General features: G+C 48.6%; 18 protein-coding genes. 16 read left to right on the top strand and 2 right to left on the bottom strand.

The window, feature by feature from the left end:
- The first annotated feature begins 39 nt into the window (after nt 1–39).
- The 6 genes from hppD to ggt all read left to right on the top strand — a co-directional run bounded on the left by hppD (nt 40) and on the right by ggt (nt 8,194).
- Nucleotides 40–1,077: a 4-hydroxyphenylpyruvate dioxygenase gene (hppD, locus tag ABYK60_RS01395; RefSeq protein ID WP_372870139.1), complete on the top strand. Its 1,038-nt coding sequence runs from the start codon at nt 40–42 to the stop codon at nt 1,075–1,077.
- A gap of 311 nt (nt 1,078–1,388) precedes the next feature.
- Nucleotides 1,389–2,855, top strand: a complete 1,467-nt coding sequence (locus ABYK60_RS01390; RefSeq protein WP_372870138.1) for a multiheme c-type cytochrome — start codon at nt 1,389–1,391, stop codon at nt 2,853–2,855.
- A gap of 51 nt (nt 2,856–2,906) precedes the next feature.
- Nucleotides 2,907–3,473 (top strand): NapC/NirT family cytochrome c, encoded by a 567-nt coding sequence (locus tag ABYK60_RS01385; RefSeq protein WP_372870137.1) that lies wholly within the window; start codon nt 2,907–2,909, stop codon nt 3,471–3,473.
- A 188-nt stretch (nt 3,474–3,661) separates the two neighbouring features.
- Entirely contained in the window at nt 3,662–5,605 is a 1,944-nt protein-coding gene (locus ABYK60_RS01380; RefSeq protein ID WP_372870136.1) for a methyl-accepting chemotaxis protein, read from the top strand.
- A 65-nt stretch (nt 5,606–5,670) separates the two neighbouring features.
- Nucleotides 5,671–6,291 carry a LysE family translocator gene (locus ABYK60_RS01375; RefSeq protein ID WP_372870135.1) on the top strand — a complete coding sequence of 207 codons (621 nt, stop codon included), beginning with the start codon at nt 5,671–5,673 and terminating at the stop codon, nt 6,289–6,291.
- Nucleotides 6,292–6,421: 130 nt separating this feature from the next.
- Complete coding sequence (ggt, locus tag ABYK60_RS01370) at nt 6,422–8,194, top strand: gamma-glutamyltransferase (protein WP_372870134.1); 1,773 nt, start codon at nt 6,422–6,424, stop codon at nt 8,192–8,194.
- A gap of 94 nt (nt 8,195–8,288) precedes the next feature.
- Here the strand turns inward: ggt and ABYK60_RS01365 are convergent, their stop codons facing one another.
- On the bottom strand, nt 8,289–9,764 hold the full coding sequence (locus tag ABYK60_RS01365; RefSeq protein WP_372870133.1) for a dipeptidase: 1,476 nt from the start codon (nt 9,762–9,764) through the stop codon (nt 8,289–8,291).
- A gap of 317 nt (nt 9,765–10,081) precedes the next feature.
- On the opposite strand from ABYK60_RS01365, the gene ABYK60_RS01360 reads away from it, so the two are divergent.
- Nucleotides 10,082–12,268, top strand: coding sequence for a M3 family metallopeptidase (locus ABYK60_RS01360; RefSeq protein WP_372870132.1), 2,187 nt, complete (start codon nt 10,082–10,084; stop codon nt 12,266–12,268).
- 266 nt (nt 12,269–12,534) lie between these two features.
- Complete coding sequence (locus ABYK60_RS01355) at nt 12,535–14,589, top strand: bifunctional 2',3'-cyclic-nucleotide 2'-phosphodiesterase/3'-nucleotidase (protein ID WP_372870131.1); 2,055 nt, start codon at nt 12,535–12,537, stop codon at nt 14,587–14,589.
- 505 nt (nt 14,590–15,094) lie between these two features.
- On the opposite strand, the gene ABYK60_RS01350 is transcribed toward ABYK60_RS01355, so the two are convergent.
- Nucleotides 15,095–16,051: an integron integrase gene (locus tag ABYK60_RS01350; RefSeq protein ID WP_372870130.1), complete on the bottom strand. Its 957-nt coding sequence runs from the start codon at nt 16,049–16,051 to the stop codon at nt 15,095–15,097.
- A gap of 322 nt (nt 16,052–16,373) precedes the next feature.
- Here ABYK60_RS01350 and ABYK60_RS01345 point away from each other — a divergent pair, with 322 nt between their 5' ends.
- From ABYK60_RS01345 to ABYK60_RS01310, 8 genes are all read left to right on the top strand, one after another.
- On the top strand, nt 16,374–16,649 hold the full coding sequence (locus ABYK60_RS01345; protein WP_372870129.1) for a hypothetical protein: 276 nt from the start codon (nt 16,374–16,376) through the stop codon (nt 16,647–16,649).
- Between the two features lie 142 nt (nt 16,650–16,791).
- Complete coding sequence (locus tag ABYK60_RS01340) at nt 16,792–17,232, top strand: hypothetical protein (protein WP_372870128.1); 441 nt, start codon at nt 16,792–16,794, stop codon at nt 17,230–17,232.
- Between the two features lie 114 nt (nt 17,233–17,346).
- Nucleotides 17,347–17,961 carry a hypothetical protein gene (locus ABYK60_RS01335; RefSeq protein ID WP_372870127.1) on the top strand — a complete coding sequence of 205 codons (615 nt, stop codon included), beginning with the start codon at nt 17,347–17,349 and terminating at the stop codon, nt 17,959–17,961.
- Between the two features lie 101 nt (nt 17,962–18,062).
- A complete protein-coding gene (locus tag ABYK60_RS01330) occupies nt 18,063–18,623 on the top strand; it encodes an NADAR family protein (protein ID WP_372870126.1) in 561 nt (186 codons plus the stop codon).
- Nucleotides 18,624–19,204: 581 nt separating this feature from the next.
- On the top strand, nt 19,205–20,443 hold the full coding sequence (locus ABYK60_RS01325; protein WP_372870125.1) for a hypothetical protein: 1,239 nt from the start codon (nt 19,205–19,207) through the stop codon (nt 20,441–20,443).
- A gap of 630 nt (nt 20,444–21,073) precedes the next feature.
- A complete protein-coding gene (locus tag ABYK60_RS01320) occupies nt 21,074–21,340 on the top strand; it encodes a hypothetical protein (RefSeq protein ID WP_041416881.1) in 267 nt (88 codons plus the stop codon).
- Between the two features lie 115 nt (nt 21,341–21,455).
- Nucleotides 21,456–21,782, top strand: a complete 327-nt coding sequence (locus tag ABYK60_RS01315) for a hypothetical protein (protein ID WP_372870124.1) — start codon at nt 21,456–21,458, stop codon at nt 21,780–21,782.
- A gap of 87 nt (nt 21,783–21,869) precedes the next feature.
- A complete protein-coding gene (locus ABYK60_RS01310) occupies nt 21,870–22,931 on the top strand; it encodes a hypothetical protein (protein WP_372870123.1) in 1,062 nt (353 codons plus the stop codon).
- The last annotated feature ends 49 nt before the right edge of the window (nt 22,932–22,980 follow it).

Below are 22,980 nucleotides of genomic sequence, written 5' to 3'. Positions count from 1 at the left end.
ACAATTCCAGGCAGCAATCCATTGAAAGAGGACAAGACAATGGCAAGCGAAACCAATCCACTGGGCCTGCTCGGCATCGAATTTACCGAGTTTGCCACCCCAGATAACGATTTCATGCACAAGGTGTTTCTGGACTTTGGCTTTTCCATGCTGAAAAAGCACAAGGAAAAGGACATCTACTATTACCAGCAAAACGACATCAACTTTTTGATGAATCGCGACCGCGCCGGTTTCTCTGCCGGTTTTGCCAAGTCTCACGGCCCGGCCATCACCTCCATGGGCTGGCGTGTGGAAGATGCCGAGTACGCCTACAAGCACGCGGTTGAGCGTGGCGCCAAGGCCGCCCCGGATGAAGTGAAAGATCTGCCCTACCCAGCCATTTACGGCATTGGTGACAGCCTGATCTATTTCATCGACCGTTTCGGCGATGACAACATCTACGCCACCGACTTTGTTGACCTGGCTGAACCTGTGATTGTGCAGGAAAAAGGCTTTATGGAAGTCGACCACCTGACCAACAACGTCTACAAGGGCACCATGGAGCAGTGGTCAAACTTCTACAAAGACGTATTTGGCTTTACCGAAGTGCGTTACTTCGACATCAAGGGCTCACAGACAGCACTGATCTCTTACGCGCTTCGTTCACCCGACGGCAGCTTCTGTATTCCCATCAACGAAGGTAAAGGCGACGATCGTAACCAGATTGACGAATACCTGCGTGAATACAATGGCCCGGGCGTGCAGCACCTGGCGTTCCGCAGCCGTGATATCGTGGCATCGCTGGATGCGATGGAAGGCTCCTCTATCCAGACGCTGGATATCATCCCCGAATACTACGACACCATCTTTGAAAAACTGCCTCAGGTAACTGAAGACAGAGAGCGCATCAAGCATCACCAAATTCTGGTGGACGGCGATGAGTCCGGCTATTTGCTGCAGATTTTCACCAAGAACCTGTTTGGTCCTATCTTTATCGAAATCATCCAGCGTAAGAACAACTTAGGCTTCGGTGAAGGTAACTTCAAGGCGCTGTTCGAGTCTATCGAGCGCGATCAGGTCCGCCGCGGCGTGCTCTGAACCGGCCAATTCTTAAGCCAGACTGAAAACCGCCGCACCTGCGGCGGTTTTTTCCATCTCTACCACCACCATCACACCATTGGCAAATTGCCAACACCCATCATGGTTTGCCTCTTTTTATGCCCAAAAGCATGAAGATCTGCTTTTTGTGATCCGCATCACCTTCGCATCCGGCCTGCATTGATTTAAATCAAGATGCAAATGTGTTGCAGGTTTAGATTGGCTACATTGCCGCCACATCTGGTTAGCAATACATTAGCAAGATATAAATAAAACAGTGAGTTAACAGGAATGCATTTGAGGAACTCTATATGGATTATTCGCGAAACCTGCGACGGTGCCTGTCGCTGCTCTTGCCGGCAATAGCCGCGCTAAGCCTCAGTCTGTCCCCCGCCAGCCAAGCCGAGCCCAAGGCGCTGGTGCTCAAACCCTTTAAAACCCTCAGTGACGAAAGCGCCCAATGCGCAGGCTGTCACAAAGAAAAGAACCCATCCCTTTATGCCCAATGGGGCCGCTCAAAGCACTACGGTGCCAATGTGGGCTGTTACGAGTGTCACAAAGCTGACCCTTCTGATAAAGATGCCATCAAACACGAAGGCTTCAACATCGCTGTTATCGTTTCTCCCAAAGACTGCAGCCAGTGCCACAATCAGGAAGTGGAAGAGTTTACCAAGAGCCACCATGCCGATGCCGGTAAGATAATGGGCTCACTGGATAACTTCCTTGCTGAAGTGGTAGAAGGTGCCATGACCTTCAACGGTAAGTCCCCAGCGGCAGTCAATGGCTGCTGGCAATGCCACGGCTCTGAAGTCAAGGTGCTGGAAAACGGCGATTTGGATCCGACCACCTGGCCTAACACAGGTATTGGCCGTATTAACCCGGACGGCTCTATTGGCGCCTGTAGCGCCTGCCACCAGCGCCACGAGTTTTCCATGGTGCAGGCCCGTCGTCCAGAGGCATGCGGCAAGTGTCACCTGGGTCCCGATCACCCACAAAAAGAAGTGTATGACGAGTCCAAGCACGGCATTAACTTCTATGCCAACGTCGATAGGATGAACCTGGATTCCGCCAAGTGGATTGTGGGTGAGGACTATGATGCTGCGCCTACCTGCGCAACCTGCCACATGTCTGCCACCCGTGAGCAACCGGTAACCCACGATGTGGGAGACCGTATCAGCTGGACACTGCGCCCTGCCGTATCTGAGAAAGTTGATGCCGCCGCCAAGGCTCAGGGTAAGCAGGTCAAACCCTGGGAAGAACGTCGCAAGGACATGATGGACGTATGTCAGGCATGCCATACCAAATCCATGGTCGACAGCTTCTACCAGCAGTTTGATTCGCTGGTGAATCTGTACAATGACAAGTTTGCCTCCCCCGGCAAAAAGCTGATGGCCACCCTTAAAGCCGAAGGCATGCTGACAGACACAGGTTTCGACGAAGAAATCGAGTGGACCTGGTTCTACCTGTGGCACCACGAAGGTCGCCGCGCACGCCATGGTGCAGCCATGCAGGCGCCCGATTATGCCCAGTGGCATGGTATGTTTGAAGTGGCTGAACGCTTCTACGTCGAGATGGTTCCTCAATATCTGGAAGTCGTTGAGAAAGCCGAGCATGCGGGCAATAAAGAAGGTGCCGAACGTGCCCGCAAGGTACTGGATGAAATCCTGTCTCGTCCCGAGCATTCCTGGTTCACCGGCAATGAGCCGGAAGAACTGAAGAAAGCCCGTCTCGAGGCCCAAAAAGCCTTTAAAGCCCGTTATCTGGGTGAGAGTAAATAAGACCTTTGAAGGGGCGGCAGCCCGCCCCTTCTTCACAGGGAGGATTTCCTCGTGAGTGAACAGGGTAAACCGAGTCGGGTGCAGCGTATTTGGCGCTGGCTGAGACGACCACTGGCACTGGGGATCCCTATCGGGATATTCGTGCTGGTTGCGGCGGGAGCATCATTTCAGGGAATGATGGTGCTATCCAACCACAATGAGTTCTGTTTCAGCTGTCACCTGACAATGGACACCATAGTCCAGGAATATCAAGCCTCCGCCCACTATGGCGATGGCGAAACCATTCCCGCAACCTGTGCCGACTGTCATGTGCCCCATACTTTTATCGACAAAATGAAGGTAAAAATTGTGGCAACCAAAGACATCTACCACATGATGGTAGGCACTGTAACCATGGAGAACTTTGAAGAGCTTCGTCCGGCCATGGCCGAAAGTGTTTGGGAAACTTTTAAAAAGAATGATTCCCAAAGCTGCCGCCACTGCCATCAGGGTGACAATTTTGACCTGGCAAAACAACCTCAGCGCGCGAGATTAAATCATGAGCGCATTGCTGAGCGTGGTGAAACCTGTGTCGATTGCCATCAGGGGCTCACCCATAAACGCATAGTCAGCCGCTAGTTTATACGACCGACTCATAGCTAATATCTATTTACAAAACATCTCCCATCTCCAAACCAAGGTCGCCTGCGGGCGGCCTTCTTTTTGGGCAAAACTGGAGTTAATCCAAATGAAGATCATACTGTAATAACAAGGAAACCAGCTTCAGGCATCAGGGATAGCTCACGTCAGCACCGGAGTATTCTGTTGTGTTCAATCTGAAACAATACAAGATAAAAACCGTGGTTTCTGCGGGAATGGCACTGGCACTTTTTTTATCCATGCTGCTCTCCACCCTGATCTACATCAGCCAGTTTTCAGCCATGTTCAGACAAATAACCGAGGATCAGCACCTGCCAAATCTGCTGGGTAAAGCCAGTGCTGAAATAGAAACCGCGCTGGCCGAGCCCATGTCCATGGCCAAAGCAATTGCAGCCAATCATTACGCCAAAGCATGGCAAGCCCGGGGCGAAAGCCCGGATGAATTGCCAGAGCTCACGGCATTTCTCAATGCCTTCACCACAGATCCAAGAGTCATCACTGTGTTTTGGATTTCCGTCGACAGTGGCAACTACTACACCAAAGAAGGCCTGTTCAAATCTTTGAGCCGCAGCAATGAGCGCGATGCCTGGTTCTATGCTTATCTTGACTCAGGTAAACCTGTCGAATTGGCGCTGGACACAGACGAAGTCACCGGCAAGCTCACTGTGTTCATTAATGTCACCGTGGCCAACCCCACCACTGGCAAAACCATGGCCGTGGCCGGGCTTGGTGTCGATGTCAGCCGGATTTCAGAACAGGTAAACAACACTCAGGTCAGCGAACGTGGCTACCTGTTTATGCTTGATGACAAGGGCAACATCGCTGCCCACAAAGAGAAGCGATTGCTGGATTCACCACTTAAAAACCTTGAAGGGTTTGCAGGGCTGGCGTCTCAAATCATGGCAGTACAAGGCTATGAACTGCTGGAGGCCAGCCTCAATCATGAAGAAGTATATCTGGGGGTATCAAGGCTCAGCACAGCAGATTGGCGTCTGGTCACGGTACTGCCCAAATCAGAAACCGATGAACAGGTTAACAGCGTCATTCTGATGTCTGTCGCTGCCAGTATTATCATCGCCATTATTTTCATTGCAATGTCAATGCAGCTTGCCGGTCGGGTCAGTCGAACCATCAGCGGTGTAGGTGAAGAACTCATCAGCATGTCTCGGGACAGGGGCAATCTGGATAAACGCCTCAGTGAAAAATACGATACCGAAGTAGGTATTTTGGGGCGTGGATTTAACGCCATCATGGTAAAAATAGCCAGTCTGGTGGACGAAATAGTGCAAGGCGAATCTGCTATCAGGCTCAGCGTAACCCAAATGGAAACGTCGGCTCATGAGGCAAGAAAACATGCTGCCGCCCAACGAGAACAAACTGAACAGGTTGCCACTGCCATCAACCAAATGGGACAGACTATTTCTGAAGTCTCCTCAGTAGCACACAAAATTGCAGCGGATACCGAAACCGCACTGACCGAAGTTGGTCAAACCGGCACTGTGATGCAAAGCCTGTCAAACAGTATGTCTGATCTTGCAAACCAAATGACTACCACCCACAGCACCATGAATGATTTGGCCAGTCAGGCGCAGGCCATCAACTCGGTGGTCGATGTTATCAGTGGCATATCAGAGCAAACCAATCTGCTGGCACTCAATGCTGCAATTGAAGCTGCCCGTGCCGGTGAGTTGGGCCGGGGATTCGCGGTAGTGGCCGATGAGGTACGGACTCTGGCAAGCAGAACCCAGGACTCCACGGCTGAAATCAGAGCACAAATCGACCGATTGCAACAGGTGGTGGCTCAATCCTGCCAGGCCATCGCGCAGGGCGCCAATCTTAGCAATAAACTGTCCGAAGATGCAGGCAGCACCACCATGGCACTGAATTCGGTACGGGAAAAATTTGACCATATCAACGAAGGCAATCACCAGGTCGCCGCAGCCACAGAGCAGCAGGCAAGTGTGGTTGAGCACATCAATCAGGCGGCACACATCATTGCCGATACTGCAGACAGAATTAATCAGTCGGCCAACCTGAGTGTGGAAGAAACCTCCAAGCTGAAACAGCAAGCCCAGCGAATGGCGACCTCGGTAAAAGTATTTCGTCAGTAAAGGATTGAGTGAAAAAAGAGGACAGGGTTAAACTGTCCTCCCTTTTCTTTACGCCAGTGCCGAGTATGCCTGATTTCACCCTGTTGGCTGTGTTTATCCCTACATTTCTGTTCGTTTCCATTACCCCCGGGATGTGTATGACCCTCGCCATGACCCTCGGCATGAGTATTGGTGTACGAAAAAGTCTGTGGATGATGGCCGGTGAGCTGGTGGGTGTTGGCTTAGTGGCATTGGCAGCGGTACTGGGTGTAGCCGCCATTATGCTGAATTATCCGCAGATTTTCGCCACACTGAAATACCTAGGCGGCGCTTATCTGGTCTACCTTGGCATTAACCTGTGGCGCTCCCGCGGCAAATTTGCCTTAAGCGCTGAACCCGGCCCCAGCCCGCATCCAATGGCACTGATTAGCCAGGGATTCTTAACCGCCGTGGCTAACCCGAAAGGCTGGGCATTTATGGTATCTCTGCTGCCTCCCTTTATTAACGTTGAGCATCCCGTGGCACCGCAGTTGGTGGCATTGCTGTCCATTATTCTCACCACCGAATTTGCCTGCCTGCTGCTGTACGCCAGTGGTGGTAAAAGCCTTAAAGCACTGCTGAATCGTGGAGACAATCTCACATTGCTCAACCGGATAGCCGGCAGTTTAATGGCATTTGTCGGGCTGTGGCTGGCCTTTGGCGGCTGACGCAGCCTCCGAGCCAACCGCAGCGCTCCCATAAACACAGTCACACCATTGCAAAACACGCCTCTTGCAGGCACAGTGACATGTCACCGAATGTAAAAAATACAAAACAAAAAATTTCTGGGGAATACCAATGAAACCACAGCCAGGAGCCTTTACCCTGAAAGGGCTGGCACTCGCCCTTGCCATCGCCCTGCCCTTCGCCGCAAGCCTTCCGGCACAAGCCAAGCTGCCCACTAAATCCGTATTGGATGACAGTGCTATTTTCAGTGAAATGGCCACTGCCCAGCCGGTTTTTGGCAAATATGGCATGGTCTCAAGTCAGGAGGCGCTGGCCACCCGAATCGGCGTGGACATTCTGAAAAAAGGCGGCAATGCCGTAGATGCTGCCGTGGCAGTGGGGTTCGCGCTGGCGGTTACCTTGCCCCGTGCCGGTAATCTGGGGGGCGGCGGCTTTATGCTGGTACATCTGGCAAAGGACAACAAAACCATTGCCATCGATTACCGTGAAACGGCACCGAATGCCGCCAAACGGGATATGTTCCTCGATGAACAGGGCAATGCCGTGGATGAGCTCAGCCGCAGCCACGGGCTGGCAGTGGGCGTTCCCGGCACAGTGATGGGTATGGAACTGGCGCTTAAGAAATATGGCACCCTGCCCCTCGCAGAGGTAATTGCCCCGGCAATAGACCTCGCTGAAAACGGCGTGGAAGTCACGGCTGAACTGGCAAGCTCCCTGGCCGGGCTGCAAAACTGGATTGCCAGATGGCCAACGTCCGCAGAAATTTTTTACCCCAACGACGGGCAAAATCTCACCGTGGGCCAACAGCTGGTGCAAAAAGACCTGGCTGCAAGTCTGAAGCGGATAAGTAAAGCCGGCAGTAAAGGCTTCTATGAAGGCGAAACGGCACAAAAGCTGGTGTCAGCGATTCAGGAAGCCGGTGGCATTATGTCGCTGGACGATCTTAAGGCGTACAAGGTGATGGAGCGCGAGCCGGTACGGGGCAGCTACCGTGGACTTGAGGTGGTCTCCATGCCGCCGCCAAGCTCCGGCGGCATTCACATCATTCAAATGCTCAATGTACTGGAGCATTTCCCCATGGGTGAACTTGGCCACAACAGTGCCCAAAGCATTCACTTTATGGCAGAGACCATGAAGCGAGCCTATGCCGATCGCAGTGAATATCTGGGCGACCCTGACTTTGTTAAAGTGCCGGTTTCGGCACTGACCAGCAAGGCCTATGGCGATGCCATTGCCAGGTCCATAGCCGCCAATAAGGCCACGCCTTCCGATGACATCAAGCCGGGTCAGCTGGCGCCATACGAGAGTGACCAGACCACCCACTATTCGGTTGTTGATAAATGGGGCAATGCGGTATCCAATACTTATACCCTGAACTTCAGTTATGGCTCGGGTATGGTGGCAAAGGGCACAGGTATATTGCTGAATAATGAAATGGACGATTTCGCCGCCAAACCAGGTAGCCCCAATGGTTACGGTTTGCTGGGTGGTGATGCCAACGCGGTTGAACCGCAAAAACGGCCGCTGTCGTCCATGAGCCCGACCATAGTGATGAAAGACGGCAAACCTTTTATCGTCACCGGCAGCCCCGGCGGATCGCGCATCATCAATACCGTGCTGCAAATCATCATGAACCTGGTGGATTACGACCTGAACATCGCCGAGGCCAGCATAGCACCGCGAGTTCATCATCAGTGGTATCCCGATGAAATCCGCACCGAACGCACCCTGAATGTGGATACCCGCCGTTTACTGGAGGCTATGGGCCACAAGGTCAACGTCAAACATGCCATGGGCTCGACCCAGTCGATAGTGGTGACTGAAGAAGGCATATATGGCGCCTCCGACCCGCGCCAGGCCGCCAGCGAGACACTGGGTTATTGAATTCAGTACTAAGCAGTAATCCGCCATAACGAAAAAGCGCCCTTAGGGGCGCTTTTTGCTACTGGTCTGCCGGTATTACACCGGTTTTTGCAAACTAATCCCGCATTGCCAGCTCCACCAGTGCCGCCGTGTACATTTCCAGATTCAACCTGAGCTGCGCCTTGGTGATAAACTCATTTTCACTGTGTCCGGTATATTCCACCCCGGGCATGGCCGGACCAAAGCTCAGGGCATTGGGGAATAACTTGGCATTGGTAGAGCCACCAATAGCAATGGGTTTTGGATCGGCGGTATTGGTGTAATGGCCATACACGCCAAGCAGGGTGTCAAGATGGGGGGCATTATCAATCACCATGGGCATGCCCCAGTAAGTATCTACGTCAGCAACCTGAGTCCCCCTCGCCTGCTGCCAGCCATCAATGGCCTCGTTGGCAAGTTTATCCAGCTCCTGCGGCGTGCGGCCCACAGGCCGGCGCAAATTAAGGGTCAGCTCGGTTCCATCCTTAGTCTGGGATATCAGCGTCGGTGCCAGCGTCATCGGGCCCATAAAATCATCACGGTAACCAAGCTTGCCAAAACGCTCAGCGTAAAGCCCGGTGCCTACCAGCGAATGTAAAAAGTCCACCGTAACGGCCGCCGTGGTCATGGGCCACTCGGGGATGCTGCCATCTGCGGTGGGGGTAAGTAGCTCAGCGAGATACGCCACTGCATTGATACCATCTTCCGGCGTGGAGGAATGCGCCGCCTTACCTGTTACCTGAATGACCAGCCCCTGTGGATCATCAATAAAGCTTGTCTTCACGGGCAGCGTAACGGCTCTGGCTTTCAGCGCCGCGAGCAACTCAGGTGTGGGTTGTTGGATCAATGCGCTGGCCTGCTGTGGGATCTGGCTGGCAAAACTGCCACCATAAAAATGCTTCAGTACCGGCGTATCAGCGCCCACTTTCACCATTACCCGCGGCAGACTGAGCTTGATTTGGCTCCAGCCCTTCTCTGCGGTTACCACCGGGTATTCGGCATCCAGGGTGATATTAATATCCGCGGGAGTATAAGTTTTCAGGAATGCCTTCAGGGGATCCCAGTCCGACTCCTCCGCCATATACACCAGCAACTCAATACGCCGCTTGAGCACTATGCCGCTGTCTTTGATGGCCTTCATGGCATAAAGCGCGGTGGCAATCGGTCCCTTGTCATCTTCAGTACCGCGCCCCACCAGTTTGCCGTCAGCCGTTTCTGTCATTTCATAAGGGCTTTGCGGCCAGAGGCCCGGGTCGGCAGGCTGCACATCGCCATGGGTAATCACCCCTACCTTTTTCACGTTTGCTCCGCCACCCTCAGGGGAAAGACTTATCAGCATCACATAGCCATTGTCTTCCACCTCAAGTCCCAGCATCCGGGCCTTTACCCCGAGCGCACGTTTAAAATCGGCAAACACAGGATCTGTGTCCGGCGTCAGCCCCTCTCGGGCGCGGGTGTCGTAGCTCACCAAATCACGTAAGGTATCAATTTGTGCTTGCTGATAATGTGCCAGCGCATGTGCCGCCACACCTTGTGCCATTTCAGAAGGCATGGGCAACTCCTTAGACTGAGCTGACCATGCCAGCAATGGAATCAACACACCACAGACGAAGAATTTATGACCTTTATTATTGTTTTTCATGGTTAACCGCTAAAAGGGACTAAAACCCAAGTTTGCCATAGACACAGGGCAGGAATTAAGCATTCACTCATCCTTTGTTACAAGAATTTTGCCCCACCACTTGGTCTACCGGGGCTGGCATGTTAAACAAGGGGGCTGGCGGCGGGTTAACGCTGAGGCGAAACAACTCCAAGACAATCATAAAAGCCGCCAAACAAAAAAATACATTCAGCTAAAGGAAGACCACCATGAAGGGACAAGCCCTGAAACCCCTCGTTGCTGCCGTGGCATTGACACTCGGCCTGACTGCCTGTGGCAATGACAACACCACCCAAACCGAATCAACGGCAGCAGAGGTTAAAACATCCGCCGCCAAGGTTGCCGAGCCAGCAGCAGTTGCAGCAATAAACCCCTTCTTTGAGCCCTATAACACTTATCAGGACATTCCGGCCTTCGACAAAATTGAAGAAGCCCACTACCTGCCAGCCTATGAAGAAGCGATTAAGCGCCAGAAGGCTGAAATTCAGGCCATTATCGACAATCCTGAGGCGCCCTCTTTTGCCAACACCATCGAAGCCATGGAGAAAGGCGGAGAGCTCATCAGCCGCGTTTCGGCGGTGTTTTACAACCTGACATCCGCCGACACTACGCCCGGCCTGCAGGCAATTTCCAAAGAAGTGTCGCCCATGCTGTCATCGGCCCGTGATGATATTTTCCTTAACGACAAGCTGTTTGCACGGGTAAAGGCCGTGTATGAACAGCGCGACACTCTGGAACTCAACACCGCCCAGAGCCGATTGCTCGAAAACACCTACAAGGCCTTCAGCCGTGGCGGTGCCAACCTCGATGACGCAGGTAAAGCCAAGCTGCGTGAGCTGAACGAAAAAATTGGCAAACTCAGTCTGGAATTCGGTGACAACGTATTGGCCGAAACCAACAGTTTCGAGCTGGTCGTGGACAACAAAGATGATTTGGCCGGTTTGCCACAGAGTGTAATTGATGTGGCCGCCGCTACCGCCAAAAGCCGTGGCAAAGAAGGCAAATGGGTATTCACCACCTCACGCCCCTCCATCACCCCATTTTTGACCTACGCCGACAACCGTGAACTGCGTCAGCAGCTGTACACCGCCTATGTTGAGCGTGGCAATCACAACGACGCCCAGGATAACAAAAAGGCGCTGGCCCAAATCGCCGCCCTGCGCGCCGAACGAGCCAAGCTTTTGGGCTACAAAACCCATGCCCACTATGTGTTGGAAGAAAATACCGCCAAAGACCCGGCCAACGTGTATGCGCTGCTGGACAAGGTATGGCCAGCTGCCATTAATCAGGCCAAGTCTGAAGTGGCAGAGATGCAAAAGCTGATTGACGCCGAAGGCGGCGACTTCAAACTTGCCCCCTGGGACTGGGATTACTACGCCGATAAAATTCGCGTGGCCAAATACAGCTTTAACGAGCAGGATACCCGCCCCTATTTCTCGCTGGATGCCACCATTGAAGGCGTATTCTACACTGCCAACCGCCTGTTTGGTTTGACCTTTAAAGAGCGCAGCGACCTGCCCAAGTACCATGAAGACGTGCGTACCTGGGAAGTGTTCGATAAAGACGGCAAACTGCTGGCCATCTTTATGGGCGACTACTACGTCCGCGATTCCAAACGAGGCGGCGCCTGGATGAACGCCTACCGCTCTCAAAGCGGCCTGGGTGACGACCGCGTAGTGCCCATTATCGTCAACGTGCTCAACTACCCACGCCCAACCGCGTCTGAGCCTTCGCTGCTGACCTTCGATGAAGCCAGCACCCTGTTCCACGAATTTGGCCACGCCCTGCATGGCATGCTGTCCAATGTGCAGTACGAGGCGCAGTCCGGCACCTCAGTACCACGGGACTACGTGGAGTTTCCCTCTCAGGTGACTGAAAACTGGATGACGCAGCCGGAAGTGCTGTCACAATTTGCCAAGCACTATAAAACCGGTGAAGTGATCCCCGATGAACTGGTGAAGAAAATCCAGGCCGCCAGCAAATTCAATCAGGGCTTTGCCACTGTTGAGTATCTGGCCGCCACCAAGCTGGATCTCGATTGGCACACGCTTGAGAGCAGCGAAGTACAGGATGCCGCCGCCTTCGAAGCTGCAAGCCTCAAGAAAATGGGCCTGATTGAAGAAATCGCCCCACGCTACCGCTCAACTTACTTCAGCCACATTTTCTCCGGCGGTTATTCAGCCGGATACTATGGCTACATCTGGGCTGATATTCTGGGCGCCGACGCGTTTGAGGCCTTCCGCGAGAAAGGCATTTTCAATCAGGACACTGCCAAAGCGTTTCGCGACACTGTGCTGTCGCAGGGCGGCAGTGAAGACCCGATGAAACTGTACCGCGAGTTCCGTGGCAAAGAAGCCAGCATTGAGCCGCTGCTGAAGAGCCGCGGCCTGCTGTAAAGGTTTTTCCGGCATCACCATCAAGCGCCCCGAGGGGCGCTTTTTTTATTGCCGAAAAATTGCACTGCCCGCCACTCACCCTGGTTCAGAATCCCGCCAGTACTCAACCGGATTACAAATTGATACTCGATTTGAACTCTCCGATCACATTCTTGCAGCCATTAGAGCTGATACTCTAGCCGCGCCCAACGCAGCACTGCGCTTGGATGGATGATGGAGCGTGCCCAAAGAGGTGCGCCCGGGGTAAATAATCAAGAGAGATCAATATGAATCAAAAACATTTGTTGGCGGTAACCATCGCTGCGGCACTGGGCGTCAGCGCCTGTGGCTCAGACAACGACAAAGTAGAAAAAGAAGTACTGGTGGACTTGCGGGTGATGGAAACCAGTGATTTGCATACCAACATCATGGACTTTAACTATTACAGCGGCAAAGAAGACCCAACTATCGGACTGGCTCGCACAGCCAGCCTCATCAAGTCTGCCGCCCATGAAGCTCCCAACCACGTTTTGGTAGATAACGGCGACCTTTTGCAAGGCAGCCCCATGGGCGACTACATGGCCAAAATTGGCATTGCCGATGGCGCTGTGCATCCTGCCTACAAGGCCATGAACCTGCTGGGCTACAGCGTCGGTAACATCGGCAACCATGAATTCAATTACGGCCTGGACTTTCTTGAAAAATCTCTGGCCGGTGCCGAGTTCCCCTACATCAATGCCAACGTATACTGTGCCGACGATAACGGCTGCTGGAAAGGCATCAGCAAGGGCGAGAACCTGTTCACTCCTTATCTGATTGAAGAAAAAGAAGTGATTGACCAACACGGCGATAAACACACCCTGAAAATCGGCTATATCGGCTTTGTACCACCACAAATCATGCTATGGGACAAACAAAACCTCACCGGTAAGGTAGAGCCTGCTGACATAGTGGAAACCGCGCAAAAATACGTGCCGGAAATGAAAGCCAAAGGCGCCGATATCATTATCGCCATTCCCCATTCCGGCATTGGCTCGGTGGAAAACCCAGGCGATCCCATGGCGGAAAATGCCACCTACGCCCTCACCCGGATTGAAGGCATAGACGCCATTATGTTCGGCCACAGTCACTCTATCTTCCCCCATGCCCGCTACAGTGACCTGCCCAATACTGATATTGAAAAGGGACTGCTGAACGGCGTGGCCGCCGTAATGCCCGGCCGTTGGGGCGATAACCTGGGTGTGGTTGACTTCAAACTGACGCGCAAAAATGGTGAATGGACAGTGCTCGACGTAAAAACCGAAGCTCGTCCCATCTTTGACGGCGCCAACAAAACCCCTCTTGTTGAAGCTGATAAAGACATTCACGATGCGGTTGAGCTCGAACATCAGGGCACCCTCGCCTTTGTGGACGAGCCCATCGGTGTGGCCGCGGCAGACATGTACAGCTTCCTCACCCTGGTGCAGGACGACCCGACAGTACAAATCGTATCAGACGCCCAAATTGCCAACGTGAAGGCCAAACTGCCACCTTCATTGGCGCACCTGCCGGTAATCTCAGCGTCGGCACCGTTCAAGGCTGGTGGTCGCCACGGCACCACCTCAGACGCGGATCAATATGTACAGGTGGACAAAGGTGCCCTGACCTTCAAAAACGCTGCGGATCTCTATGTCTACCCCAACACCATGGTGGCAGTTAAAGCGACCGGCGCACAGCTGAAGGACTGGCTGGAATGCTCAGCCAATCAGTTCAACCAGATTGACCCCAACAAAACCGAGCCACAGTCACTTATCAACTGGGCCGGACACCCAACCTACAACTTCGACGTGTTGGATGGCATGACCTACAAGATTGACGTCACCCAGCCGAGTAAATTCGACCGTGACTGCAAAGTTGTAAATGAAAACGCCAACCGCATCGTCGATTTGGCCTTTGAGGACGGAGAAGGCAAAATCTTTAGCGGCGAAGAGCTGATGGCCAAGGAGTTCATTGTCGCCTCCAACAACTACCGCGCCTTTGGCGGCAAATTTGCCGGCACCGGCAGCGACCATGTGGTGCTGGAACTGCCCGACACCAACCGCGAGGCACTGGCGGCCTACATTACCGCCGAGTCCAAATACAATGAAACCACCGGCAAGTACGACGGCATGGTAAACCCCACCGCCGACTACAACTGGGACTTTGTGACCATCAACAGCGCGGTGACACTGGATGTGCGCTTTGAAACCCAGGACAGCCCCAAGGCCGATGCCTTTATCGAGCAAAACAAACAGCGTGCCATGACCAAGGTCGGAAAAGACGAACTCGGTTACGCTGTGTATCGCATCGATTTAAGCAACTGATAACCGGCAGCAGTTAACATTTGCTGACAAACCCCAAAAGCGCCTGCGGGCGCTTTTTTTTTACCATCACCACCAGGCTGAGCTGAAGCGTCAAGCCCGCCAACATCACCTCCGGATCCGGCATGTGTGCCGCTGACGACACTCATAGTGTCAGCCCGCCATGGGCTGCAACCGGTTTACACTGTGTCCCGCTGTCAACAGCTCGTGTTCACTTATGAGTTCAGCTCCATCTTTCACCTTGAAATAGTATCTGTACTCCATTACCTTAGACCTTCAAGTCATGCCTTAAAATGGACGTAAAATCAGGGTATAAGCGGCAGCCCATCCGTTTGATGAGCTAAAAAAGTAAGGATACTCCGGCAATCTGGTGGCCTGAACCTGTGCGGTAGCCATGGCGTTTTCCGGTAGCCACAATGGTGAATCGGGAATGGTGAATGGTGAATTGGGAATGGTGAATTGGGAATGAAGAGTCATGAATAGTGAGTCGTGAATCGGGATGGCATAGTCACAGCCGATCGAGGGGGCTGACTGTTCCGGCGTAATGTTGTCCCAGCACATGGGTATAAATCTGAGTAGTCTTCAGGTCATTATGACCAAGCAGCTCCTGCACAGTACGGATATCGTATCCGGCCTGCAAAAGATGAGTGGCAAAGCTGTGGCGAAAGGTATGGCAGCTGATTTTTTTATAGAGTCCAATTTTTTGTCCGGCGATGGAGAGCGCCTTTCGCACCAAGCTTTCATGTAGATGATGGCGACACAGTTCACCTGTTTCGGGATGTACACACAGGGTCGTGCTCGGAAATATAAACATCCAGGCAGGACTGCGAAAAGCAGAAGGATATTTACGCCCAAGTGCATGGGGCAAAGACGGACCAACCCCAAGCGCATTATCTTTTTGCTGAATGGCAATACTGCTGGATATCCGCAATTGCAGCCATGGGACGCAGGATGCCGCGAGCAACGTTTGCCGATCTTTATTGCCTTTGCCATCGCGCACAGTAACACATAGTCTGTCCAGATCCACATCCTGGATCCGCAGGCGCAGACACTCGGAAACACGTAAGCCGCTGCCGTAAAGCATTTGAACAATCTGAGATGCTGCACCATCAAGTTCTGTAATAATTTGCGCGACTTGCACTGCTGACAGCACCACAGGTAAACGCCTTTGTTTAGTCGCCAGAGAGAAACCGAGGTCACCCAGCTCAATATGCAAAAACTTTTGGTATAAAAACGCCAAAGCATTCAGCGCCACTTTTTGCGTATTAATAGCAACATGGCGTTCAACCGCAAGATAAGTTAAAAATGCGGCGATCTCTTCTTTGCCAAGGGTTTCCGGATGGCGCTTATGGTTAAAGAGAATGTAGCGTTTGATCCAATGCAGATAAGCATGTTCAGTGCGTATGCTATATCCGCGTAGACGCATATCATCTCTGATGGCGCGAAGAAAGGGACTCTGACTCATGCCAACCTCCAAATGCTGTATATATGAACAGTATTATCGAGATTTTGACGATTTCAAGTCAGAGTTGATCCTGACAGTTCTCCGGTTATCCGACCCGTGAAAATATTCTTTTACTTTAATATCAATAGGTTAATATTTGGCGTATAAAAATAATAGGCGGGATCCAAGGAGATAACGAGAATGCTCATTTTCATCGTAAATTTATCTGGACAAAATGACGTAACTTAATAATTATTAAAACAATTAACATGCTCGCTTTGCACTGGTCAGAGGTGCTAAATGAGCATTCTCATTATTAAAATGTTATGTGTCTGAGTGAAAAATGGAAATTACCATATTACAAGTTGTTGGAATGATCCTTATAGCTTTCGGAGGCTACGGGTTTTATAAAGGTTTTATCTCCTGGTCTATTGAAGTTCGCCCTGGTTCTAGTCCACGCGACCGTGGGTTTCATATCGACCTAACCCCAGAACCATTGAAATGGCGCAAGGAAGGAAAATTTGAAGGAAAGTGGGTACGTCCCGTTTGCTCAATTATTTTAATATTAGGCATAGTGCTTCTATTTATACCGAGTGAAACTATTACCTTTAAAATATAAATATGGGAATCGTCAACTTTACAACACATAACAAGTTGCTTAATTTCGTTCCGGCCACAAGTGGCCTCCACGGGACGCGGCTGGCGCCGCGCCCTTTAGCAAGGCGTTAGCATCACTAGAATAGACAACATTAGGAGTTTAAATGAAAACGATACTTAGCCTTATTTTGTTACTTATTTCTTCGCTTGTATTTTCCAGCGAAATGATAGTGCAAACGAAAGATGGAAAAAAACACAGATTTGATACTAGTAAAATTTCAAAGGTTTATTTTTTAGAGAATGAAAAAACATTCTCCGTCAAAGAGTATGTAATAAATACAAAATTTCTTTGGATAGACAAAACTGTAGGTAAGGAATTAGGGATAATTACTTTTTCATCAGATGGCAGTGCTTACCCTTCATGGAGTCGCGTAAAAAACACATGGGAAATTGACGAAAATAATGACTTGATAATTTATACTGACGGATACTTGTATGTAAACAGATTTAAATTGAACAAATCTAATAATTACTTTAATGGAGCTCGAGACAAATCAAGCAATAGAAAAGATGGTGTAATTTCTTTACTTAAACCCGTAAAGTAAAACACTGCAGTTGTAATGCTAACAAGCACCAGCAAGTCGAAGGCTTAGTCATTGCGGCTCGCCTTCATGACTAAGCCTCGCTTGTGGCGAGCGTTATGTGTAAAGGAGAGTTAATTGACGAATCAAGATCCATTAATGAAACTTGTTGAAATCGTGAACGATCAGATTAAACAGGGAAAAAGTGAAGATGAAATAGTTGGGCTTTTAATTTCTTCAGGGTTAAATGAGAACAAAGCTAGGCATGTTTTTGCAACTGTTAAATCCTCGCGGTCTAGCCATTTTAGTAGAATTATACGCTTTGTAACTATTGTATTAGTCATATTATCAAGTCTCGGCTTTATTCTGCTTACTGCTATTGGCGAGTCGAAATTTGTAGCTCAAGCTAAGTTACTAGCGTTCATATTTTTCATTTGCTTTGTTCTTTTTGGCATCATGGCAGGCATCAAAGGTAAGGCAATGGTTTACGCTAGGTTAGTTAATTCTGGCATCTGGTTAGTATCGTCTTTCATGCTTATGCTCGCTATGTTTCTACATCCAGGCTGGGATAGTAAATGGTTTGGTACAGGTGGTGGTTGGCGTGGTCAAATTGTGTCCTTGTTAGGCAATGCTATCTATAACATCGGTTCAACTGGCGTAGCCTATATACTAGCGGCTTTGTCCATGCTTATTCTTTTGTTGTTTTGGGCAGAGACTCATAGGCTTAAAACTCAAGACTACGGTGCAATTTAGCACATAACAAGGCGCTGTTTCGGACTGGTTTTCCGCTGCGCTCCAAACCAGCCGCAAAGCGCGGCGTTAAGCGCACGCATACATCAAGTATTGGAAGAAAATTGAAGATTAGAACAAGAGAAGAGCTTATCGATTTTGTAAACCACGGAAATAAGGTGAAGTATGTCTTTTTTTGGGGGCATCAAGAAAAAGGTGGCCAAGTCACAAAGAGCTGCTTTAGCCAGTGGTATGACTCAAAATTCGAAGAAGACGGTAAAGAATTTATCACGGCCGAGCACTACATGATGTATCACAAGGCTAAGTTGTTTGGTGATAACAAAGCGTGTGAGAAAGTTCTTTCTGCTAGCAATCCGGGAGAAGCTAAGGCCGTTGGCCGTGAGGTACTTGGTTTCGAGCAAGAATTATGGGACGAGAAACGATTTGAGATTGTGGTCAATGCAAATCTGGCAAAGTTCTCTCAAAATCCAGAGCTAAAGGAGTTTTTGCTAAATACCGGAAATCGAGTATTAGTCGAAGCTAGCCCAGTAGATAAAATATGGGGCATTGGTTTGGCTCAAGACAATTCAGCGTCTGAGAATCCTAATACATGGAAAGGTCTCAATCTTTTAGGGTTTGCGCTCATGGAAGTTAGAGATCAGCTTATAAATCAGGCAAGCGCTTAACAAGTGAAGGCACAGGATTTAAAAAGCTGCACTCCTTCGTCGTTTCACTTTTTAAACCAGTGCTTCAGGCGTTAAGCATCCACGAATATGAAGAACAAGTGCCCAAAATGTAAGTCTGAAAACATCATTGATCAGCGTTGGCTGTACCCTATGAGCCCAAATGTATGTCACGACTGCGGTCTTAAGTGGGAGCCTACGCTATTCGTCAGAATTTTCCTTCCCTCTTGGGTTTTGGTACTCGCTTTGGCAGTTGTCTCCGGCGCTACTAAAAATGAGTTTTGGAAATCTGATCTTGGGGCAGTGGTCTTATTCAGTTACTTAGCTCTATTATTAATTGCACCTACAGTAGGCTGGTATCTCCATCCATATAAGGTGTGGGGCGGCAGCGAATTGGTTCGTAAACTGGTAAATTACGGCTGCCTCGGGTCAATGTTAGTTGTTGCAGTTTTTTATTATACAAATGCTTAACAAAGCCAAGCACGAACGCCAGCAGAGCTGGCTGGACCTACATTCCGCAGCTTCGCTGCTCCATTTCGGCCCGTGTTGGCAGCGTTAAGCGGCAAAGGAGTTTGAATCTACCTATGAATTTTAATCAAAGATTAGAATGTGATACTTGCGAACAACATATTGATTGCCGTATCGGGATGTCTAATAGGGATGTCCAACCAATTAGTTTTGCATGCCCTACCTGTGGAGAAGGTATAACTATTGAGCTAAATTTGGGTAAAGGATTTAAATATAAAGGTGCTAAATCTATCCACTTTGAAGGCCCTTTTACCAATGAAAATCCATTCATTGATCTACATTTGGATTTCCCTGTTAAATTTGGCGAATATAAAATGGGCCATACCCCATTTTTGATGGCTCATTCAAGAATAGGTCATGAGAATTTTCAAATTCATAACACAAGATTAAATGCGCTAAACTTGCTGTACCCTAAGTTAGATGACTTTAAACGTATTCTCCGTCTTTATGCTAAAAACCCAAAATTATTTGGTCAGTTATGTGAATCAAAATTTGGTGAAAAGTTGCGTTCAGAGAAGCCGCAAGATTTAAATCTTGCACTTTATTGTGTTATTGCAAAGGTATTTTTCCCTTTCTCAATGCCAGACGAAAATGCAGACTCTGTAAAATTGCATATGAGGGCTATTCACGATGCTTTAAGTAAAAGCAAAGATGGCTTTAATGCATACATGAGCGAGATTTTTGAGACTGGTTTTTTACATAATATGCAGAAAGATTGCCTTGATATTTACCCTCAGATACTTGCAGGTGAACTTGCGTTTCGTCCCGCACTATTTCTAGATTTTGATGATAACTATGAAAAAGAGTTTGTGGCATTTAGAGTGTCAGCACACGACTTTCAAACTTATAAAGATCTTTACAAAGATATTTCTGAAGTAATGTCACGTCAATTGGTTCTAGTTGCTGGGCTCAATAATCTAATTCATCGTGGTGACTTTAATAAGTTTAAAGATGTAGGTAAGACAACCCCGAAATCACTTCATGCATATGCTGATTTACCATATGGATTTAAAGCCAGTCATTTAGATGATTGTTGGTACAATATTGCTGACGGCTCGGTAAATAATCAGTTACGAAACTCAATCGCACATGTAAAGGTCGAGTACAATGAAGTCACTCAATTAATTACATATTTCCCTAAAAAGGAAGGTATAAAACAAGAGAAAGCAGAAAAAATCTACTTCCTTGATTTTATGAGGAATATATTGATTTCTTATAGGGAAATGCATCGTATGCATCAGTTAATTAAGTGCTTGTTTAATTATTACTATTTAATTCATCAAAAAGCTGCTTAACAAGCTAATTCAGCAGGACAAAAAACAGCTGGCTTTTGCTCCTTCGTCGCTAAGTTTAGCCAGCTATTTTATTGCCTCTGATTGGGGCGTTAGCTGTTCAAGGAAGAATATGCGGAAATTTGATAAACCATTATTCTGGGTATATGCGAAGACGAAGGACTTGACTATTTCTCAACCTAAAGGCTTTTTAGTCTTAGTCGCCGTAATTATTGCGACATCAATTGCATTTGGCAGTTTTAGGGATCTAGTTTGGGTTACATACTTTCTATCATTATTGACAATGTTTTTTCCTATATCGTTCACCCTAGTTTTAGTGCGTTTAAAATTTAATTACGCCGTAAATGAAATTCCCACACCTGGAGTCGCTTACATTTTACAGAGTAATGTTGGCACTAAAGCAGTGAGTTTAATGTCATGTTTGATTTCGATTTATATATCCACTCTGTTATACATGTTTTTAATCATGTCAGCAGTTGCTGCTGTAGCTATACCTATAATGACCGTGATGTCACAATTATACAGCTAACAAGGCGCTCAAGCTGACCACCAACGCGTGGCATTTTTGCTTCGCAAAGTATATGCCACGGTCTGCGGCAGCTTAGCTTGGCGTTAGCCATACAAGGAAGATTTGTGCAGATTACAGTTAAAGGACCAAGGTTTTGGTGCCAGGAAGACGAAGACAAGTTTTTTGAGTGGATTTACTCTCTACCAAATTATCAATCGGTGACGGGACGTGGCTTGGATTTAATCATTGAGCTGAATGAGCCAGTTTCGCAAAGTACGATAAACCAGTTATTCGTGTTATTTAAACGTTGGGAGCTAGACTTTAACGCTTTGGCTCCTTTAAAAAATATCAACAAAAGCCATATTGCTTGGGTTAATGAGTTCTTCAAGTAAAGTATAGCTAACAAGGCGCATCGAGCGCAGCCTGCGGCTGCTGGGACGTCAAACGCTAACGCGTTTTCAGCCCGTGTGCTTTGCGTTATGTTTTTTGTCATGTGGAAGCTTGAGAGTGTTGAGTAAAATTAATATCAAAAAAGCATTGGGTATTTTGCTTGTCGGCGTTATTGCTTTTGTAGCTTATTACGAGTCGAATATTGCCTACGATAATCTGGAAAAAATGTCCGTAGCAATAGAGGTTTACGAATCAATAATTTCAGAATATGAGAATGCTGCGGAAGTTGATGAGCTAAAAATGAAAGGGCTTAAAGGACAGTTGGCGGAGATTGAACCAAGGAAAGCTGTTTACAAATCTTCCATGGGTTTCAGTTCAACTCTTGGATTATTAGCAGCTTTATTTACTGTTATAACGTGGTTCCGGCGTAGTGAAAAAACATAACAATCGCCATCAAAATGCCGCTTCGCGGCTCGACTCGCAACACGTTGCTCGCGTTTGTGGCGGGCGTTATGCCGTTCGGAGATATCAATGAATGATTCGATAAGATCAAAACTTCCGTTTTTATTTCTTGTCTTTATTTCGATATGGTGGGGTTTCTATTACCAATCTAACAGCAAGCTAAATGATTATGGCAGCGCGAATTTTGAATGGCTGTTTCTTTTTGATGCATTAGTAGTACTACCGATAATTTGCTTCTTCTGTACTAAAGATAAAAAGGAAGGATTGATAAAAGCAGTTGTTTTGAGCTGCTTAGCGGTTCTGATCGGTAGTTACATTATTCCTGAGCAAAGTAAACTGATCTGGCATCATCTTGAAAATGGTCGCTATTTTGTCTTGGCTGTTATTCTATTGTTTGAACTTGTTGCAATTTTAACAGTGTATCTTGCGATTAAATCAGCCATCGGTAAGAGTCAAGATCCCGATCTTTCGATAGAAAATCCAATAAAAAAATACTTAGGTCAAAGTCCTGTTGCGTCTTTATTGACTTTCGAAACGAGGATGTGGACATTTGCTTTTTTTTCACACCGCATCAAACCAGAACATTTCAGAGGTGAACAACACTTTACCTATCATCAGAAAGATGGAGCAAAAAGTAACTTGCTAGGTTTCATCTTCCTCATTGCGTTTGAAATACCAATTATGCACCTGGTGTTGCACTTTATCTGGTCACCACTCGCCGCAAATATTGTTACCTTACTCACGATTTTTAGTTTGATATTTTTTATTGCAGAGTATCGGGCACTTTCGAGAAGGCCGATTTCTTTAGTTTGTAATAAGTTATTGGTTCGTTATGGGCTTTATCAGCCTTTGGTAATACCGTTAGAGAACATAGTTAAAATTGAAAGTAATAACAAGTTTGTTCATCGATCGAAATTTGTAAAGCGTTACAATTACTCAGGTAATCCAAATATCAGAATTGAACTTTCAGAACCGTTGGGGTCGGTTAATTCAATTTACATTGGTGTTGATAATCCTGAGTATTTTATCTCAGCTTTAGTAGATTCAGTATCACGGCATAACAAACGAATCTTATCGCCAGCAAAAATCGCTGGCTGCGACGTCAACCCGCTGCGCGGCTTTCCGCGCTAGATTTTGGCGTAATAGCTCATGAGGATATATGGATAGCTCCGAAAAAGTT

Origin of the sequence: Shewanella sp. (genome assembly GCF_041630135.1) — a bacterium.
Lineage (GTDB): Bacteria > Pseudomonadota > Gammaproteobacteria > Enterobacterales > Shewanellaceae > Shewanella.
This window is presented reverse-complemented; position numbering and strand designations above follow the sequence as displayed.

What these genes read in the sequence shown, in the direction of transcription:
- hppD (WP_372870139.1), top strand. Translation starts at nt 40, where the DNA reads ATGGCAAGCGAAACCAATCCACTGGGCCTGCTCGGCATCGAATTTACC.
- ABYK60_RS01390 (WP_372870138.1), top strand. Translation starts at nt 1,389, where the DNA reads ATGGATTATTCGCGAAACCTGCGACGGTGCCTGTCGCTGCTCTTGCCG.
- ABYK60_RS01375 (WP_372870135.1), top strand. Translation starts at nt 5,671, where the DNA reads ATGCCTGATTTCACCCTGTTGGCTGTGTTTATCCCTACATTTCTGTTC.
- ggt (WP_372870134.1), top strand. Translation starts at nt 6,422, where the DNA reads ATGAAACCACAGCCAGGAGCCTTTACCCTGAAAGGGCTGGCACTCGCC.
- ABYK60_RS01365 (WP_372870133.1), bottom strand. Translation starts at nt 9,764, where the DNA reads ATGCCTTCTGAAATGGCACAAGGTGTGGCGGCACATGCGCTGGCACAT.
- ABYK60_RS01360 (WP_372870132.1), top strand. Translation starts at nt 10,082, where the DNA reads ATGAAGGGACAAGCCCTGAAACCCCTCGTTGCTGCCGTGGCATTGACA.
- ABYK60_RS01355 (WP_372870131.1), top strand. Translation starts at nt 12,535, where the DNA reads ATGAATCAAAAACATTTGTTGGCGGTAACCATCGCTGCGGCACTGGGC.
- ABYK60_RS01350 (WP_372870130.1), bottom strand. Translation starts at nt 16,051, where the DNA reads ATGAGTCAGAGTCCCTTTCTTCGCGCCATCAGAGATGATATGCGTCTA.
- ABYK60_RS01345 (WP_372870129.1), top strand. Translation starts at nt 16,374, where the DNA reads ATGGAAATTACCATATTACAAGTTGTTGGAATGATCCTTATAGCTTTC.
- ABYK60_RS01340 (WP_372870128.1), top strand. Translation starts at nt 16,792, where the DNA reads ATGAAAACGATACTTAGCCTTATTTTGTTACTTATTTCTTCGCTTGTA.
- ABYK60_RS01325 (WP_372870125.1), top strand. Translation starts at nt 19,205, where the DNA reads ATGAATTTTAATCAAAGATTAGAATGTGATACTTGCGAACAACATATT.
- ABYK60_RS01310 (WP_372870123.1), top strand. Translation starts at nt 21,870, where the DNA reads ATGAATGATTCGATAAGATCAAAACTTCCGTTTTTATTTCTTGTCTTT.